We start from the raw sequence: 16,271 nt of genomic DNA, 5'->3' as shown, positions 1-16,271 counted from the left end.
GTTACCATGTTAACAAGAATTTGTGGCTTCAGTGTGTTTTTCGCCGTCCTTATGGGGGCTGCGACTAGCCATGCCGATGATACTGAGTTGTATGTGTTCGAGTCTTCATCCCGTTCGGGCGCCAGACCCCAAGTGATGATTATTTTTGATAACTCAGGCTCGATGCGAACAGTGGAACCCGATGCTACGGCATTTTACGATCCTAATGTGATTTATCCCGCAGTCGGTAGTGGCAATGCCCTGCAAGAGCGTATGGTTTATTTTACTAAAGGTGGCATAGACAATACGGCTATGCCAGTACCGGATAGCCCCTCAGAGAGCCGCCGTTTTTTAAGTGACATCAACGGCTGTGAAACCTCTTGGAATTATTTGAATACTTATGGGGTGTTTACTGGTTTTTTCCGTGAATATTCGTTTTCTGGCCAGAACGGCACCTGGCAAGAGGTTCCTGATAATAATGGCGCCAATGTCACTGTGATCGATTGTTTCGATGATATCGAAGCCAAAAAATGGAAAAATGCGCCAGGTCAACCCACAGGTTTTCCAGTCGACAGTGCAGGTAATAAGCAAAACCCAATCCGTTATACTCCTATTTCGGCAAGCTCTACTCAGGCACAAATTGATGCCGCTATTATTAAAGCCAAGCAAACGGGCTTCGGTACCGGTAAAGCATTAACACTTTATACTGATAACTATCTTCGTTGGTATCATGGCGATCAAGCTAACGTTCCTAAGAGTCGGTTAGATATTGCCAAGGAAGTGATCAAAAACACCATAGTGACCACCCCAAGTGTCGATTTTGGCCTAACCGTGTTTAACATTAATGCGTTTAGTGAAGGTGATGCCGATGGCGGACGCATAGTGTCAGGGATCAAAACCATGACAGAAGCAAACAAACTCGCTTTGCTGAACACTGTAGCGGGCTTAGATCCTGAAACTAACACCCCATTGTGTGAAACCTTATATGAAGTGCAGCAATATTTTGGCGGCAAAACACTCACCTTTGGTAATAAAGACAAGAAACCCAGTGGTTACAGTTATACGCCTAACACCCCGCCAAGGGATACATCCATAGAGCAGTCAGGAAAATACATCAGTCCATTTAAGGAGTGCCAGAATCTTGCTTATGTGGTGTATATTACCGATGGTGTGCCCACCTTAGACCAAAATGCCAATAATCTTGTGAAGGCATTGCCTAATGCAGATCAAACTGCATACAAAAACACTAATCCTAATTTCAGCAGCTATTTACCTAATTTAGCTCAGTGGATGAATAACAACGATGTCAACGCTAACTTAGTGGGCGAACAGAAGGTAAAAACCTTCACCATAGGTTTTAGTGATGGAGCAGCAGACGCCGCGCCTCTATTAATTAAAACCGCAGAACTTGGTGGCGGCAAATACTTCGCAGCTAAAGGCGCTGCTCAACTACAGGCTGCGCTGCAACAAGTGTTTACCGATATTCTAGAGGTTAACGCCAGTTTTACTTCACCTTCAATTGCCAGTAATAACTTCGATAGAACTGAAACCTTCGACTCAGTTTATTACGCCATGTTTTTACCCAATAGGGGGCCACGTTGGTCGGGTAATTTGAAGAAGTTCAAGGTCACCAGCGGCGGTAAAATAATAGACAGTAAGAGTGTCGAAGCCATTGGCAGTGATGGTAATATCAAGTCCTCAGCTTGCTCATTTTGGACCTCGAGTGCAATTTGTGCTTCTTCCAGTGATGGCGGTGATGGCAACGATGTCACCATAGGTGGCACGGCAGAAGCCTTACGCCAAACGGCTAACCGTAAAATACTCTCTAACCTTAGCGGTGGTTTGGTCAGTTTAACTAAGTCTGCTGCGGCAACGGTCGCAGGTGGTAACGCCAATCTTGCCACTTATATTGGTGTCGATGAAACCAGTTTGGATGCGCATTTTGATTGGCTGAAGGGGGCTGATGTCGATGATGATAATGCCAACAATAATCGCACTGAAAACCGCCGTGACATCATGGGGGACCCTCTGCACTCAAAACCCCTAGCGCTTAACTTTGGTAGTGAGAGTACTCCGGATATTCGGGTCATTTTAGGCACTAACCATGGTTTCTTGCACATGTTTAAAGATGCAGGAACCACAGTTACAGAGTCATGGGCTTTCATGCCCTATGAGTTATTGCCAAACATACGCCCATTAAAAGCCAATGTGCCCAGTGGTGTACATTCTGTGTACGGTATGGACAGCTCTCCTGTCGCTTATGTGAAACGCAGCGCCAGTGGCAGTATAGAAAAAGCCTGGTTATTCGTTGGCATGCGCCGTGGTGGGAAATCATACTATGCCATTGATATCACCAACCCCGATAATCCGAGTTTTATGTGGAAGGTCGATGCTAACTCAGCAGGCATGTCTGAATTGGGGCAAACCTGGGCTAAACCTGTTATCGCCTTTATTCCTGGCTGGCCAACGGGCAATGCAGATGCAGGTTCTGCTAAGCCTGTATTGATCGTTGGCGCGGGTTATTCTCCAGCGACCAAAGATGGCGCGGCTGTGGGGACTGATGACAGCAATGGACGCGGCGCTTTTGTGCTGGATGCCGAAACAGGGGCTTTAGTGCATGCCTTTGGAACCTCCTCAGGAAGTAATGCGACTAAGTTGCCAGGTATAACCGACAGTGTGCCCAATAGTGTGGCGTTACTGGATAGCAACAACGACAGGTTAACCGATAGAATTTATCTAACCGATACTGGGGCTAACGTGTGGCGTATCGATATGCCTAGCGCAAATCCTAGTGATTCAACCAGGCCATGGACAGCCTTTAAGTTTGCAAGCTTAGGTGGCAGCTCGGTTGCAACAGATAGACGTTTCTTTGCCGAGGCAACAGTAGCTAAGACAGTGTTTACCAATATTGCCCAAGTCACCACCACGGATGCACAGGGGCAAAGCACCACAGTTATTAGTCATCAGAATATTCCTTACGATGCGGTAGTCATAGGTTCAGGCAACAGACCACACCCTTCAGACAAGGGCCGTACGGATATGTTTTTCACTCTGCAGGACAGGAACGTATCGTCTAAATCATTTAATGGCACTACGGGTAATGAAATCCCGGTCGTGCTCACTAAGGATGATTTGTATGATGTCACTTCGGCGCCACCCGTAGGTGAAGCACAAAACTTAGCCTTTGGTGCTAAACGGGGTTGGTATTATGCCTTTGGCAGCCTAGGTGAAAAGAGCCTTTCGGCGGCGGCTATCATTAGGGGGCGAGTGTTTTTTACTTCTTATGTTCCTGGTGACAGTTCTTCATCCAATCAATGCTTGGTAGCTGGGGTGGGGCGTCTGTATGGATTTGATCTTCATAAAGGCACTCGCTCCTACACCCAAACCTATTTTGAGATGGGGGAGCGAGTTCCTGATACTCCACAGCTAGTTATTCCTCCTGGCGGTAAGAAATATATGTACCTTATCGGTATTGGGGATGCTGGTGATGATATGGTGAAGAAAGATCCTGATCCCGAGGATGATCCAGAAGATTGTGTTGAAAATTGTGTTGGTGATGGTTTGCAAACCAATAAAATTTATTACCATGTGAGTGAGTAAGGCAATGAAAAGGAACTTAGGCTTCAGTTTGGTCGAGCTAATGGTGGTCGTGGTCGTTATGGGGCTACTAAGCACACTTGTTTATCCTAGCTACGTGGAATACATAGCTAGGGGAGCGAGAGGGGATGCGGTTGCCGGTATCATGCGAGTTGCTAATTTGCAGGAACAGTTTTACTTAGATAACCGCAGCTTTGAAACCGATATGACCAAACTTGGCTTACCGGCGGATCCCTTTGTTGTGGATAATCGTCTGTATCAGATTGATACGGCAGTGGTGGCGGGGGATTACACTGTCACCGCCACAGCTCTTGGTGTTCAAGCCAGTCGAGATACGGCTTGTGCGACAATTTCTTTAACATCAGCCGGGGTTAAGAGCCCTACGGAGTGTTGGTAATGAAGACATATATGATGGCAGTATTACTGCTTTTGGCCTTTAATCTCCATGCTGAGGAAGAAGGGGCTGTTGACTATAAGTGTTACTTGAAAACCAGTTTTGGCCATGAGATTGGTTTTTATCGCTGGCATGAAAAGCTGTATGTACAAGAAGTGGCGAAGTTAATAGCCAGTAAAGTGCAAACTGCGGATGACGATGTATACATCAAAGAAGTGATAGAGTGTACTCAGCTAGATCAAGACTTTGGGCGACCTGACGCTATACTTTTAGATAAAAAAACGGTCCGGTAGATATGATTGGATGGCGATTGATAATCGTGACACTATAATCATGGATCAGCCTCAAGATCTAAAAAGCCCTCAAGGAGGGCTTTTTAATGTCTGAAATTTAATAATACTGAATGAATAATCGTATTAATTACAGTTGATGCCTGTCTCTATTAATTTGACTTTACCGGCCGAGCCAATCTCTGCAGCTTTAGAGTCAGGATTAGTTTTACTTCCTGGGCAATATCTTATTCGTCCAGAGACAGCAACTAAGCCATCGGCATTAAAACTGAAAATACCTAAATCAGATTTAATAAAATCGTTATCATTAAAATCGCCAACGACAGTTATAACGGTATCTGTAATCCCGGCTGTGGTATCTATAGTTCCTAGGACACCATTATCGATAAATACACTGAATCCATCAATCCAGTCGCCGCTGCAACTGCTGCCTTTTAACGGGCAGATAGACACTCTTGAACCATAATTTATCGCTTGGTTACGAGCCAGTACAAAGGAGGACTCTATAGTGTCTACAATATTGTTTACTCGTATTCCCTCATAGAGCGCCTTCATTGAGGGGACTCCTACACTTACTAGTAGCATGGCAACCACTAAGGTAACCATTAATTCGACTAAGCTAAAGCCAATTTGACGTGTTTTCATTAATCCCCCCCAACAATACTATTTGAGTATAAATGAGTCAGGCAATGAAGACAGTTTTTTCGTCTAATTTTTAGTGGCTATTAGTTTCGAAAACCATTATTTATCGCAGGTTAACCACAATAACTATTATTAATCACACTTAATGACTTTCTTGGTTGAAAACCTCACTCTCCCAGCTTGGTTAACCACAAGCGCTTTGGAGTAGGGGCTATCGAATTCCTCTGGACAATATTTGAAGGTGCCATTGGTACCTGACGCGAGTCCATCGGCTTGAAAGCGGATGGCGGGGCGATTGTATAACACGATATCCTTATCATTGAACTCGCCGGTGACATGAAGAATGGTGTCTTCTCCATCCAGTTGGTTTTTCTGCCCTGCATCGGTGAACACACTTAAGCCATCTTGCCAATTCGTACTGCACTTATTGTCTTCAATGGGGCAAACAGTGACTCGGGTACCGTAAGATATTGCCATATTGCGCGCCAGTATTAGAGTTTGTTGAACAGTGCGTATACTGCTATCTGCGCGGGTCGAGAGTAAGAATGAGTTAAGTGAAGGGCTGGCAATCAAGGAAAGCAGCATAAAAATCATTAATCCTGTGAGTAACTCGGTTAGGTTAAAACCTTGATTATTGGCATACATAGTTCATCCTTGTAACTAAGCCACTAGATATCACAATCGTTTTAGTCACGAACTGGCTAAGGGTGTGATTTAGTCGCTGTGAGCCATAAGTGTATTTTAGTATTAAAGTGTGTGGCTTTCTTTTTTATCTAATAAAAATTTCTCAATAGTACTTTAACTTAACAAGCATTCGAGTAAGATAAAGCCAATCGTGGCATTAATGGATAGTGCCAATACAAGTGCTTAGCAAGTGAAGAGGTTGATTTGATGAAGAAGGTCGAAGCCATAATTAAACCGTTTAAGCTCGATGATGTACGAGAGTCACTTGCAGAAATAGGTATTACCGGCATGACAGTGTCAGAGGTGAAAGGCTTTGGCCGTCAGAAGGGGCATACAGAGCTTTACCGTGGCGCCGAATATATGGTTGATTTTTTGCCTAAGGTGAAGATTGAGCTGGTTATCCAAGATGAATTACTGGATCAAGCCTTGGATGTTATCGTTGCTACTGCTAAGACTGGTAAAATTGGCGATGGAAAAATATTCGTCACCGACATAGAAAGAGTCATACGAATTCGTACCGGTGAAGAAAACGAAGAAGCAGTTTGATAAAAGGGCCTTGGGCCCTTTTTTTATGTTCAAAATTTGAATAATTCTTATCAATGCAAGCATAGGTGAGTAGATGGCTGTAAAAGTTGTGATTGTGGGCGGCGGGGCCGCGGGCCTAGCCTTAGCATCTAAGCTCGGGCGAAAATTTGGCCTTAAAGGTGACATGGATATCTATCTTATCGATAAGAGTCCGATGCACATTTGGAAGCCTAAGTTACATGAAGTGGCGGTGGGAATAATCGACCAGTCATTAGAAGGGGTCTTGTATCGTGATCATGGTTTAAAAAATGGTTATCGCTATGTCTCAGGTGAGTTAACTGGCTGCCAGCCAGAGAAAAAAATCATAGAATTAGCGGCTGTCTTGGATAGTGAAGGTGATGAAGTCGTACCGAAACGTGAGATTTGTTACGATTATTTAGTACTCGCCCTTGGAGGGGTGTCAAATAGCTTTAATACCCCCGGGGCTGAGCCACACTGTATATTCCTCGATAACTTACCTAGCGCTGAACGCTTCCATAATAAATTGCTTGATGGTCTGCTGCACGCAAATGAAACCCAAGATAAACTCAGCATAGGCATAGTAGGCGCCGGAGCCACCGGGGTTGAGCTGGCTGCCGAACTTCACCATGTGATTGAGTCGGTTAAATCCTATGGCTACCTCAATATTTCTGCTCAAAATCTTGAAGTACATCTTATTGAAGCTGCTCCTAAAATCTTATCCCAGCTGCCAGATAGAGTCAGCCTCAGAGCGCAAGCACTATTGATAAAACTCGGCATTAAGTTGCACCTTGGCGTGCAAGTTAAAGAGGTCACTAAAGCCGGTTTTGTTACCGCATCAGGGGAGCTTATTGCCGCCAATATTAAAGTGTGGGCTGCAGGGGTAAAAGGCCCCAATATATTTAGCCAGTTAACAGCGCTTCCTATCACAGGGCGGAATCAAGTTCAGGTTGATGCTTGCATGAGGGTGCAAGGGCATGAGGGTGTTTATGCTCTAGGAGATTGTGCCGAACTGTTTCTTGCTAATGGCAAGCCAGTTCCACCCAGAGCCCAAGCGGCGGCGCAAATGGCTGACTGCTTATTTGTGAATTTACAACGTCGACTTAAAGGGCAAGATGAACAGGCCTTTGTTTATAAGGATTACGGTTCACTCGTCTCGTTAAGCCGCTTTTCTGCTGTGGGCAGTTTAATGGGCAGCTTGCGCTCTGGTACATTTTTTGTAGAAGGTCACTTAGCTCGAATAATGTATGTGTCTTTATACCAGCGCCACCTTGCCAGTTTATACGGTTGGGGAGCCGCCATAGTGTATCGATTTGCACAAAAGCTACTACGCTGGCATAGACCTAAGCTTAAACTACACTAATACCAACTTATATTATTAAATTGGCGCCGACGTTGAATCTCGGATGACTGGGCTAGGGGTAAAGACCTTGAAGGTTTCGTTACCCTGAGCTTTTCGTTTATCAATTAATAATTGTGTCGCTATTTGCGCTATTTCGATATTGGGCTGGTGCACAGTAGTTAGTTTTGGCCACGTTTGTCTAGAAAACGGACTGTCCTCAAAGCCGACAATGGACAATTCTGCCGGTATGTCTAACCCTGCAAGTCTTGCCGCAAATAGCGCGCCAGCTGCAATCTCATCGTTACAGGCAACGATGGCTGAGGGTTTGTTTTCCATAGAAAATAATTTATTCGCGCCATCAACACCGGACTCGAAAGCGTATTTCCCATCCAAAATCCATTCTTCATTCACATCGATGGCATTGGTATTTAACGCCTGTTTAAATCCTAGTAAGCGCTCTTTTGTTGATTCATGTTGCTGATCGCCACTGAGAAAAGCAATATTTCTATGGCCAAGATCAATAAGATGTTGAGTTATTGCTACAGCGCCGTGCTTATCGTTTACCAGAACCGTTAGGCCGTTACTTTGTGAATTGTTTTCACCTGCAATAATACGCACATAATTAGCCTTGATACTATCAAGTGCAGCTAAAATATTGGGATTTTCAGACATAGGCGGGGTTAACACTAAACCGGCTAAGCGTGAATGTTTCACCATGGCGGTCAGTTCTTCACAGATAGTGTCAGATTTTGCATTACAAGGGTGGATAAGCAGCTCGAATCCACGCTCTTTACAGGCAGATAAAATACCGTTTTGCATATCAATAATATAATAGGCATTGGGATTGTCATAAATAAACCCAATTACATATGAGCTAGTGCTGGCTAAATTTCGCGCAGCAAGATTGGGTTGATAATTTAACGTGGCAATCGCTTGGTTAACTTTGTCTATTGTTGTTTGTTTAACCGAAGGTTCTTTGTTGGTTACCCGTGATACTGTTTTTATTGATACGCCAGCAAATTTAGCGACATCATTAATAGTTGCTTTCATATAAAAAAGACTCTTTATTAGGCGGATCAACCTAGAATGATACCTCGAATTTTATCATTAGAGGTGGCTATTTTTTTGTAAAAGTACGTTTTTATTCAATAAATAGTCATAAATCAATGTTAACCCATGAGGGGGACTGCAAGGTTATTTATACGATAAATAACAATTCGCTACAGTGTTAGTTCAAGTTATTGTTTTTAATTGATTATTTTTACTTAGTTTTTGTTTTATGAATTGTACGTGAGAAAGATTCCTGCGGAATAGTTATTTTGTTGTGGCGCCGCTGTTAAATTTTGTGTAATGTTTGCTCACACATGACAGCGTTGTCATTCCGTAGTGGAATGGTTATGGACACTAAAAAATAATAAAGTTATGGAAGGGGAACCAAGATGCGACCATCTACCTTTAAAAAAAATGTACTCGCGACGAATATCGCATTCTTACTGGGCAGCGCCGTATCCATGGGTGCCATTGCTGCTGAAAACCCAGTTGATGAAGCCAATATGGAAAAAATTGAAGTCCGTGGTATGCGGGCTTCAAATAAAGCAAATATTAATGAAAAGCGATTTTCTAATGCCGTGGTTGATGCAGTAACAGCAGAAGATATTGGGAAATTTCCTGATTCTGACGTAGGCCAAGCCCTTGGACGTGTGCCTGGTGTGAGCGTTGGTCGTGCATTTGGTCAAGGTAGCTCGGTTTCTATCCGTGGTACAGATCCATTAATGACACTAACGACGTTAAATGGTCAAAATGTGGCTTCAACTGGTTGGTATGATCAGATGAATACAGATCGTTCTTTCAACTATTCTATGCTGCCATCTGAATTGGTTGGTGGAATGGAAGTTTATAAGTCAAGCCAAGCTAATCTCGTTGAAGGTGGTATTGGCGGTACTGTTATTGTTAAAACACGTAAACCTTTAGATATGGAGGCTAATTCAATATTTGGCTCTGTAAAAGGTGAGTACGGTTCTGTCAATGAAGATTGGGCACCTGAAACCTCTGGCTTATATAGCTGGAAAAATGAATCCGAATCGTTTGGTATTTTAGTTGCAGGCTCCTATATTGATCGTGATTATCTTAGAACGGGTACTGAAGCGGATTTAGATTGGGGTGGACGCTCTTCAATTCAGCCATCGAGTTTTCTTCAAGAACAAGAGCGTACCGCTGTTGATGCCACGATTCAATTTAGGCCAACAGATAACCTTGAGTTTGGTGCGCACATACTGTCAATGAAGTTAGGCGCTGATAGTATCGGCGCTAACATGTACATAAATACCGATACAAACTGGGGGGCTGGTGATTCCAATTGCCACAAGTTTAATGCCGCCGGAGTGTGTGTTGTCAGCGTAACCCCTGAAAGTGCTCCAACCGATGTGTTTTTCCAGAATTGGGCTCGTCAAGGTGAAATGACTTCAGATAGCTTTGAGCTGAATGCCGATTATCAAGGTGATGGCTTTAAATTATCGGCAGTGGCGGGTAATACTAAGGCAGAAGGGGGGACTCAAATGAGTGCTAACTTCGGCTATGGTTGGTGGGGTGATAACTTTGGTCAGGTTAAGTGGGCCGGTAATGTTGATGCCACAGGTAAACAGATTGATATCAACGGCCGTGATATGAGCTTCACTCAAGATCAGCTCGATACTACCGTTGGCACGTCTCAGTGGACGGGGGTACAAGGTCCTAATCGTGATGAAGAAAACTATGTCCAGTTCGATGCTGATTTTGATTTAGACATGGGGATCTTAACTAAGTTTGAAACGGGTATTCGCTATACTCAACATGAGTTTGAGAAGTCAGAAAATAAAGCTGTTTATGACCCCACTAAAACTAACTCGTTTAATACCTCAGATCTTTATAGCGGCACAATGAAGTTAGGTTATGACGGTTGGAATGTGCCAAAACCCAATCTAAATGCCATGATTGATAGCACAATTTCATTGGTTGATGAGTTTGTTTATAATCGAGCTGCCTACGGTTTAATCGAAGAAGATAACTTATCTCTTTATGGTATGTTTAGTTTCGATGGTGAAGACTTTCGTGGTAACTTCGGCGTGAGATATATCAACACAGATGTCACATCAAGTGGCCATGTTATTGATAATTCTCCAGCCGATAAATTAGCGGTTAATTCTGGTTGGAGTGAAGAGATACACAGTGTTAGTGATGATTATAGCGATATTTTACCAAGCTTTAATATTTCTTATAACGTCACTCAAGACGTCATTGCGCGTTTTGCAGCAGCCCAAGCCATTACCAGACCTAATTACGACAACCTGTTTTTATCTAGCGTGTCAGGCTACCCAGATGACCGTAAAGGCAATGAAGAGATCACTTACGGTAATCCAGGCTTAAAGCCAATGAAATCTTCACAATTTGATATTAGTCTTGAATACTATTACGGTGACGGTAATTTAGTCTCAGCAACTTACTTCACTAAAGATATCAGTAACTTTATTGTTGCAACAACGGATTACAATCAAAGCATTGGCGTTATCAACAATGACTTAGATACACCGGCAGACGATTGGACGGTTAATAATTTCGTCAATGCTAATGATGGCAAAATTGATGGTATTGAGCTTCAGCTGCTTCATGCATGGGATAATGGCTTCGGTGTTAATGCTAACTATACGTTTGCAAATGGCACTGCGCCTGCCGAAGTATACACAGATAGCATAGGTGTCTTTACTGAGTCATCCGAGCATACCGCTAACTTAGTGGGTTATTGGGAAAATGATGATTTCTCTGCTCGCGCCGCTTACAACTGGCGTTCTGAGTACATGGTCCGTGAATATGGTAAGTATTATGGAAACCGTATGCATGATGCCTTTGGTACCTTAGACGTCACCTTGGGCTGGAATATTACTGAAAATATCGGTCTACAGCTCGAAATTGTTAACTTAACAGAAGAGGATGATGTCCAATACGGTGCAGCATCAGCAGGTACTAAAGTTAAACCTGCGCTTCAGGATGATTTTCCAACGTGGTCTTTCAAAGGCGAAACAACTTATAAGTTAGGTGCAAGTTTCCGCTTTTAATTCTATTTGAAATAGTAAAAACCCAGTCTTGACTGGGTTTTTTTTTAGGAGCTAATCATGAAAATTAAGCGAATTGCGATTGTTGGCGCGGGTACAGCGGGTTGGTTAGCGGCTAATCATTTTGGCGTTGAGCTTAGCGCTGAAAATGACGTGGAAATTACAGTCATAGAATCAAAAGATGTTCCCACAATAGGTGTTGGGGAAGGTAGCGTTCCCTATCTCATTAATGCCCTGAAGAAGTTTGGTATATCTGAAGCCGAGTTGCTTTATTCCTGTGATACGACATTTAAACAAGGGATAAAGTTTGTTAATTGGTCAGATAACAGCATCAAAAATGAAGATTATTATCATCCTTTTGATATTCCCTATCCGAGTGGATTTGATATGAGTCCGTATTGGGTTGCACATGGTCAGCCGCGTCCATTTGGTGATGTTGGTATTCAAGCGCGAATATGTGAGCTGGGATTAGCCCCCAAAAGGAAGAGTTCTGCAGAGTATGAAGGGGCGTTAACCTATGCTTATCACTTTGATGCGTTAAAGTTTGCTCAGTTGTTAGCTAAGAATGCCAAGGAAAGGTTTAAGGTTTTACATGAATTTATCACAGTGGTTGGTGCAAGAAGATCTGCTAATGGCAATATCACTCATTTAGTGACCAGCGATGACACAGAATTAGCCTTTGATTTTTATGTTGATTGCAGTGGATTTTCATCTATTTTAATCGATAAAGTACTGCAAGTCCCTTTTGTAAGCAAAGCAGATCAATTACTTACCGATACAGTGTTAGTGCAACAACTCGCTATTAATGAAGCAGATGAAATCCCCCCTTATACAACTGCAACGGCACATTCCGCTGGATGGATTTGGGATATACCCTTAACAACTCGAAGAGGCACTGGTTTTGTTTATTCAAGCAAACATATGTCTGATGATGAGGCAATTAAGGAATATGCCAATTACTTAGGTATAGAAAAAGAGCACTTCTTCCCCAGAAAAATACCGATGAAAATCGGTTATCGCCAAAAATCGTGGAGTAAAAATTGTGTTGCATTAGGGCTCGCTCAAGGGTTTGTTGAACCGCTAGAGGCGACGTCAATCCTTGCTACTGATTTTTCAGCAGAGCTTTTGGCTCGCAACTTCCCCCGTGATTTTACAGATTTTGATATTGTAGCCCCCTACTATAATAAGGTGCTTACTCATGTCTGGGAGAGCGTGGTGGATTTTATTAAGCTGCATTATTGCATCTCTGATAGAAACGACTCACAGTTCTGGCTAGACAATAAAAATGAAGCGTTTATCTCCGAACAATTAAAAGAGCGTTTAGCTAAATTTGCCATTAACACGCCCAAAAAATCGGATTTCTTTAGTCAGTTTGATTTGTTTAACGATAAAAACTTTCTTTATGTTCTCTATGGAATGAAATTTAACACTCGCCCTGCAAAGATCTCTCTCCATGAAGTCGAGCATTGTAAGATGTTATTGCGCAGTAACGATAAATTAGTTTCAGGCGCCGCAAAGGAATTATTAAGTCATAAAGAGTGGTTGTCAGGACTGAGGACTGCAATGGATAAGAGTCTCATTAAACCTACTGAAGCGCTTAGGGCATAGGGAAATGCTAGTTTGTTAATGTTCAGGGTGATATTTGCTAAAAACAGGTAGATCTATTAACAAAAATTAGGTAGATTAACAAATGACAGCGTTGTCATCCGTTGTTGGTCATTATGTTGTTTAGACCTACATGATGAGGAATAGGTCTCTTCATCATGTGACAATGCATAATCTGTTAGGCAAGGTAGCATTGTCTTTTTAATATACTCTCTGTTTCTTCCCAGAACGAGTATAGGCTGGGAGCATGTTTATGTCCCAGCTTCTTTTTTTTTATTCGCTAATGATTTATTAAACATCTCACCTCAAAAAGTTGATAGCACAATACTCATTGCTTACTCGAATAAACAGAATGAAAGATAAATTGAACTTAGTAAATCGGCCTTAGTCGATAGAATTAGAGTTAGAATCAATCAGATAAATGAAAATAGCGATCTCTGAAGGGATTGAAAAGGAAGCGATAAAAGCAACTTAAGCGCTCAGTGCCATTATGATGTCATTAAGCTTGATAGCATGTTCCCTGATATCGGCTCACTATTTTCCCTTGTTGCAGCCAAGGTGCGGTTTATAACTCATCTACTCATCATTTCAACTCAGAAATGCGTGCACAACAAGCGACTCAGTGGCAGACAATAGCGAATCATTTAGGCCATAAGGAATTAGCTAAGCTTGATCTTGCGGGGATTGCCTACCCTGTACCTCGGTAGGGGCTAAAATTGACCAAGATTTCTTGTTGGCAAATGTGGCGTTTCCAGGATTGAAGATAGAGTATAGAGAGCAAGGTAAAAGCTGCAGCCTTATACTCAAGCTGTGAAGGTGGCTGCTAATGTTGAAGTTCGCACCGTTGCGGCTGATGGTAAATGAAAAGGCAGAAGCTTAGTGGTTCATTAAGCCTACTCAGTAAAAAACCGTTAACAAATAGATATTAACGGTTTCTTACTCTAATATAATAGCTAGGCTACTTTAAGTCATTGTATTTATGTAGATTGATGTGTAATTCAGATTGTTGTTGGCGTTTTTAAGAAAATAAATGACAACGCTGTCATTTATGGGTAACATAGCATTAACTTACTCGTGAGCTTATTTGTTAACAATGAAAATAAGCTAATTACTGAATGTCGAGGGAATTCATGGGTGCTTGTCAGCCAAATAACTCACAGCTTTATATCGGCATAGATGGCGGCGGCAGCAAATGCCGAGCGACTATCTATACGGCAGAACATCAGAAGCTTGGTACTGGTGTCGCTGGCCGAGCTAATCCTTTACATGGGCTAGAGCAAACCTTTTTATCGATTACTGAATCTACTCAGCTGGCGATAGCTGATGCAGGTCTGGCACCCAGTACCAGTCAGCAATTGATTGCAGGCATTGGCCTCGCCGGCGTAAATGTGAGTCATTACTACCAGCATATCGTTAATTGGCAGCATCCCTTTAAAGCTATGTACCTGACAACGGATCTGCATACTGCTTGCATTGGGGCTCATAACGGAGAGGATGGCGCGGTAATCATTACTGGTACAGGCTCCTGTGGTTATGCCCATGTCGGCGACAACACCATCTGTTTAGGCGGACATGGCTTTGCGTTAGGCGATAAAGGCAGTGGTGCTTGGCTTGGATTAAAAGCCGTAGAACATGTACTGCTCGCCTTAGATGGTTTTGCTTGCGCGACAAGCTTAACGGAAAGGCTACTTAGTCACTTTAATGCCCTTGATGCCATGGGCATAGTGGAGCAACTGGCGGGACAATCATCAAGTGCTTATGCCAAATTAGCGCGTTCAGTTTTAGCGTGTGCTCAAGAGGGTGATGCTGTCGCTATATCGATTGTTAAAGAAGGCGCTGAATACATTTGCAAACTGGCTCGTAAATTATTTGCGGTCAATCCTAGCCGTTTTTCAATGATAGGTGGCTTAGTTGAACCCTTATATCCTTGGTTAGATGAAGATGTGGCAAAGAGAATATCACCAGCACTTACGCCGCCAGAATTTGGTGCCTTTTTGTTCGCAAGAAAACAATTTAATACCAAGGCGTGATTTAAATAATTAGCTTAATTAAGTCACGTTTTATTGCATCACTCATGTTAAAGAAAGGTTTATTATGACGACGAATACCATCATGGAACAAGAAGCGCGCACCGCGCCTCAAAAAATTGCTGAGCAGCTATTGGCGAATGATGCCATTACTGAATCATTGGGTTCAGTATTACGGGAATTTAAGCCTAAGTTTGTCATGATAGTGGGACGCGGTTCATCTGATCATGCAGGTGTATTTGCCAAGTACCTTTTTGAAATAGAAGCCAGTATCCCCACGTTTGCTGCGGCGCCATCGGTTGCCAGTGTTTACGGTAAAACCTTGAAACTCGCAGGTGGACTCGTGATTGTGATCTCACAATCAGGTCGTAGTCCTGATATTTTGGCACAAGCTAGAATGGCAAAGAATGCGGGTGCCTTTTGTGTGGCATTGGTTAACGATGAAACCGCGCCTATTAAAGACATTGTCGACGTTGTTATTCCTTTGCGCGCCGGAGAAGAAAAAGCGGTTGCAGCAACCAAGAGTTATTTAGCTACCTTATCGGCGCTTTTACAAGTTGCTGCCAAATGGACCCAAAATGAGTCACTGGTCGAGGCGGTTAATTCATTACCACAGGCTCTACAGGCAGCGGTTGATGCCGAGCCACAGTTAAGGGCTGGATCATTAACAGATGTGAAAAACTTAGTGGTACTAGGTCGTGGATTTGGTTACGCAGTATCAAAAGAAATCGCACTTAAACTGAAAGAAGTCTGCGCTATCCATGCAGAAGCCTTTAGCAGTGCAGAATTCTTACATGGCCCTGTGACGCTGGTGGAAAAAAAGCTTTCTATCTTAGATGTGTGTATCAGGGATGAGTCCTATGGAAGCCATGTTGAACAGATTGCTAATGTTAAACAGCGCGGCGCCAATCTGATCCATTTACATCAAACCTCAGCTGATATTCACCCCCGTATAGCACCTCTTGCACTGTTACAGCGGTTTTACATAGATGTTGCCGCCGTTGCTATTGCATTGGGTATAAACCCAGATAAACCAGCAGGGTTAAAGAAAGTGACCCAGACATTGTAATTTTATGCGTTAAA

At 42.9% G+C, this 16,271-nt stretch carries 13 protein-coding genes; 10 read left to right on the top strand and 3 right to left on the bottom strand.

Annotated features, from left to right (window positions below):
- The first annotated feature begins 6 nt into the window (after nucleotides 1–6).
- From SDEN_RS14125 to SDEN_RS14115, 3 genes are read left to right on the top strand one after another with little or no spacing between them, the layout of a single operon-like run.
- On the top strand, nucleotides 7–3,579 hold the full coding sequence (locus tag SDEN_RS14125; RefSeq protein WP_011497145.1) for a pilus assembly protein: 3,573 nt from the start codon (nucleotides 7–9) through the stop codon (nucleotides 3,577–3,579).
- A gap of 4 nt (nucleotides 3,580–3,583) precedes the next feature.
- The gene (locus SDEN_RS14120; protein WP_011497144.1) at nucleotides 3,584–3,973 is read left to right on the top strand and encodes a type IV pilin protein; all 390 of its coding nucleotides are present in this window, start codon (nucleotides 3,584–3,586) and stop codon (nucleotides 3,971–3,973) included.
- Nucleotides 3,973–4,263 carry a TapY2 family type IVa secretion system protein gene (locus SDEN_RS14115; protein ID WP_011497143.1) on the top strand — a complete coding sequence of 97 codons (291 nt, stop codon included), beginning with the start codon at nucleotides 3,973–3,975 and terminating at the stop codon, nucleotides 4,261–4,263. Before SDEN_RS14120 ends, SDEN_RS14115 begins: the two co-directional genes overlap by 1 nt.
- 123 nt (nucleotides 4,264–4,386) lie before the next feature.
- On the opposite strand, the gene SDEN_RS14110 is transcribed toward SDEN_RS14115, so the two are convergent.
- Together SDEN_RS14110 and SDEN_RS14105 are read right to left on the bottom strand one after the other, a co-directional pair.
- On the bottom strand, nucleotides 4,387–4,905 hold the full coding sequence (locus tag SDEN_RS14110) for a GspH/FimT family pseudopilin (protein WP_011497142.1): 519 nt from the start codon (nucleotides 4,903–4,905) through the stop codon (nucleotides 4,387–4,389).
- 129 nt (nucleotides 4,906–5,034) lie between these two features.
- The gene (locus tag SDEN_RS14105; protein ID WP_011497141.1) at nucleotides 5,035–5,547 is read right to left on the bottom strand and encodes a GspH/FimT family pseudopilin; all 513 of its coding nucleotides are present in this window, start codon (nucleotides 5,545–5,547) and stop codon (nucleotides 5,035–5,037) included.
- A gap of 246 nt (nucleotides 5,548–5,793) precedes the next feature.
- Between SDEN_RS14105 and glnB the strand changes: the two genes are divergently transcribed.
- Nucleotides 5,794–6,132 carry a nitrogen regulatory protein P-II gene (glnB, locus tag SDEN_RS14100; protein WP_011497140.1) on the top strand — a complete coding sequence of 113 codons (339 nt, stop codon included), beginning with the start codon at nucleotides 5,794–5,796 and terminating at the stop codon, nucleotides 6,130–6,132.
- Between the two features lie 73 nt (nucleotides 6,133–6,205).
- Complete coding sequence (locus SDEN_RS14095; protein WP_011497139.1) at nucleotides 6,206–7,492, top strand: NAD(P)/FAD-dependent oxidoreductase; 1,287 nt, start codon at nucleotides 6,206–6,208, stop codon at nucleotides 7,490–7,492.
- A 15-nt stretch (nucleotides 7,493–7,507) separates the two neighbouring features.
- On the opposite strand, the gene SDEN_RS14090 is transcribed toward SDEN_RS14095, so the two are convergent.
- Nucleotides 7,508–8,521 (bottom strand): LacI family DNA-binding transcriptional regulator, encoded by a 1,014-nt coding sequence (locus SDEN_RS14090; protein WP_041405820.1) that lies wholly within the window; start codon nucleotides 8,519–8,521, stop codon nucleotides 7,508–7,510.
- A gap of 389 nt (nucleotides 8,522–8,910) precedes the next feature.
- Between SDEN_RS14090 and SDEN_RS14085 the strand changes: the two genes are divergently transcribed.
- The 5 genes from SDEN_RS14085 (at nucleotide 8,911) to nagB-II (ending at nucleotide 16,257) form a co-directional block, all read left to right on the top strand.
- Nucleotides 8,911–11,559 carry a TonB-dependent receptor gene (locus SDEN_RS14085; protein ID WP_011497137.1) on the top strand — a complete coding sequence of 883 codons (2,649 nt, stop codon included), beginning with the start codon at nucleotides 8,911–8,913 and terminating at the stop codon, nucleotides 11,557–11,559.
- A 57-nt stretch (nucleotides 11,560–11,616) separates the two neighbouring features.
- Nucleotides 11,617–13,164, top strand: coding sequence for a tryptophan halogenase family protein (locus tag SDEN_RS14080; RefSeq protein WP_011497136.1), 1,548 nt, complete (start codon nucleotides 11,617–11,619; stop codon nucleotides 13,162–13,164).
- Between the two features lie 727 nt (nucleotides 13,165–13,891).
- On the top strand, nucleotides 13,892–13,975 hold the full coding sequence (locus SDEN_RS20290) for a hypothetical protein (protein WP_332248844.1): 84 nt from the start codon (nucleotides 13,892–13,894) through the stop codon (nucleotides 13,973–13,975).
- A 316-nt stretch (nucleotides 13,976–14,291) separates the two neighbouring features.
- The gene (nagK, locus tag SDEN_RS14075; protein ID WP_011497135.1) at nucleotides 14,292–15,191 is read left to right on the top strand and encodes an N-acetylglucosamine kinase; all 900 of its coding nucleotides are present in this window, start codon (nucleotides 14,292–14,294) and stop codon (nucleotides 15,189–15,191) included.
- A gap of 64 nt (nucleotides 15,192–15,255) precedes the next feature.
- On the top strand, nucleotides 15,256–16,257 hold the full coding sequence (gene nagB-II / locus SDEN_RS14070) for a glucosamine-6-phosphate deaminase NagB-II (protein WP_011497134.1): 1,002 nt from the start codon (nucleotides 15,256–15,258) through the stop codon (nucleotides 16,255–16,257).
- Nucleotides 16,258–16,271 lie beyond the last annotated feature (14 nt).

The organism is Shewanella denitrificans OS217, from assembly GCF_000013765.1.
Classification (GTDB): Bacteria; Pseudomonadota; Gammaproteobacteria; order Enterobacterales; family Shewanellaceae; genus Shewanella; species Shewanella denitrificans.
The sequence above is the reverse complement of the archived record's forward strand: the minus strand, read 5'-3'. Positions and strand labels throughout refer to the sequence as shown.

Coding starts and splice junctions, on each gene's coding strand:
- SDEN_RS14125 (WP_011497145.1), top strand. CDS start 7: ATGTTAACAAGAATTTGTGGCTTCAGTGTGTTTTTCGCCGTCCTTATG.
- SDEN_RS14120 (WP_011497144.1), top strand. CDS start 3,584: ATGAAAAGGAACTTAGGCTTCAGTTTGGTCGAGCTAATGGTGGTCGTG.
- SDEN_RS14115 (WP_011497143.1), top strand. CDS start 3,973: ATGAAGACATATATGATGGCAGTATTACTGCTTTTGGCCTTTAATCTC.
- SDEN_RS14110 (WP_011497142.1), bottom strand. CDS start 4,905: ATGAAAACACGTCAAATTGGCTTTAGCTTAGTCGAATTAATGGTTACC.
- SDEN_RS14105 (WP_011497141.1), bottom strand. CDS start 5,547: ATGTATGCCAATAATCAAGGTTTTAACCTAACCGAGTTACTCACAGGA.
- glnB (WP_011497140.1), top strand. CDS start 5,794: ATGAAGAAGGTCGAAGCCATAATTAAACCGTTTAAGCTCGATGATGTA.
- SDEN_RS14095 (WP_011497139.1), top strand. CDS start 6,206: ATGGCTGTAAAAGTTGTGATTGTGGGCGGCGGGGCCGCGGGCCTAGCC.
- SDEN_RS14090 (WP_041405820.1), bottom strand. CDS start 8,521: ATGAAAGCAACTATTAATGATGTCGCTAAATTTGCTGGCGTATCAATA.
- SDEN_RS14085 (WP_011497137.1), top strand. CDS start 8,911: ATGCGACCATCTACCTTTAAAAAAAATGTACTCGCGACGAATATCGCA.
- SDEN_RS14080 (WP_011497136.1), top strand. CDS start 11,617: ATGAAAATTAAGCGAATTGCGATTGTTGGCGCGGGTACAGCGGGTTGG.
- nagK (WP_011497135.1), top strand. CDS start 14,292: ATGGGTGCTTGTCAGCCAAATAACTCACAGCTTTATATCGGCATAGAT.
- nagB-II (WP_011497134.1), top strand. CDS start 15,256: ATGACGACGAATACCATCATGGAACAAGAAGCGCGCACCGCGCCTCAA.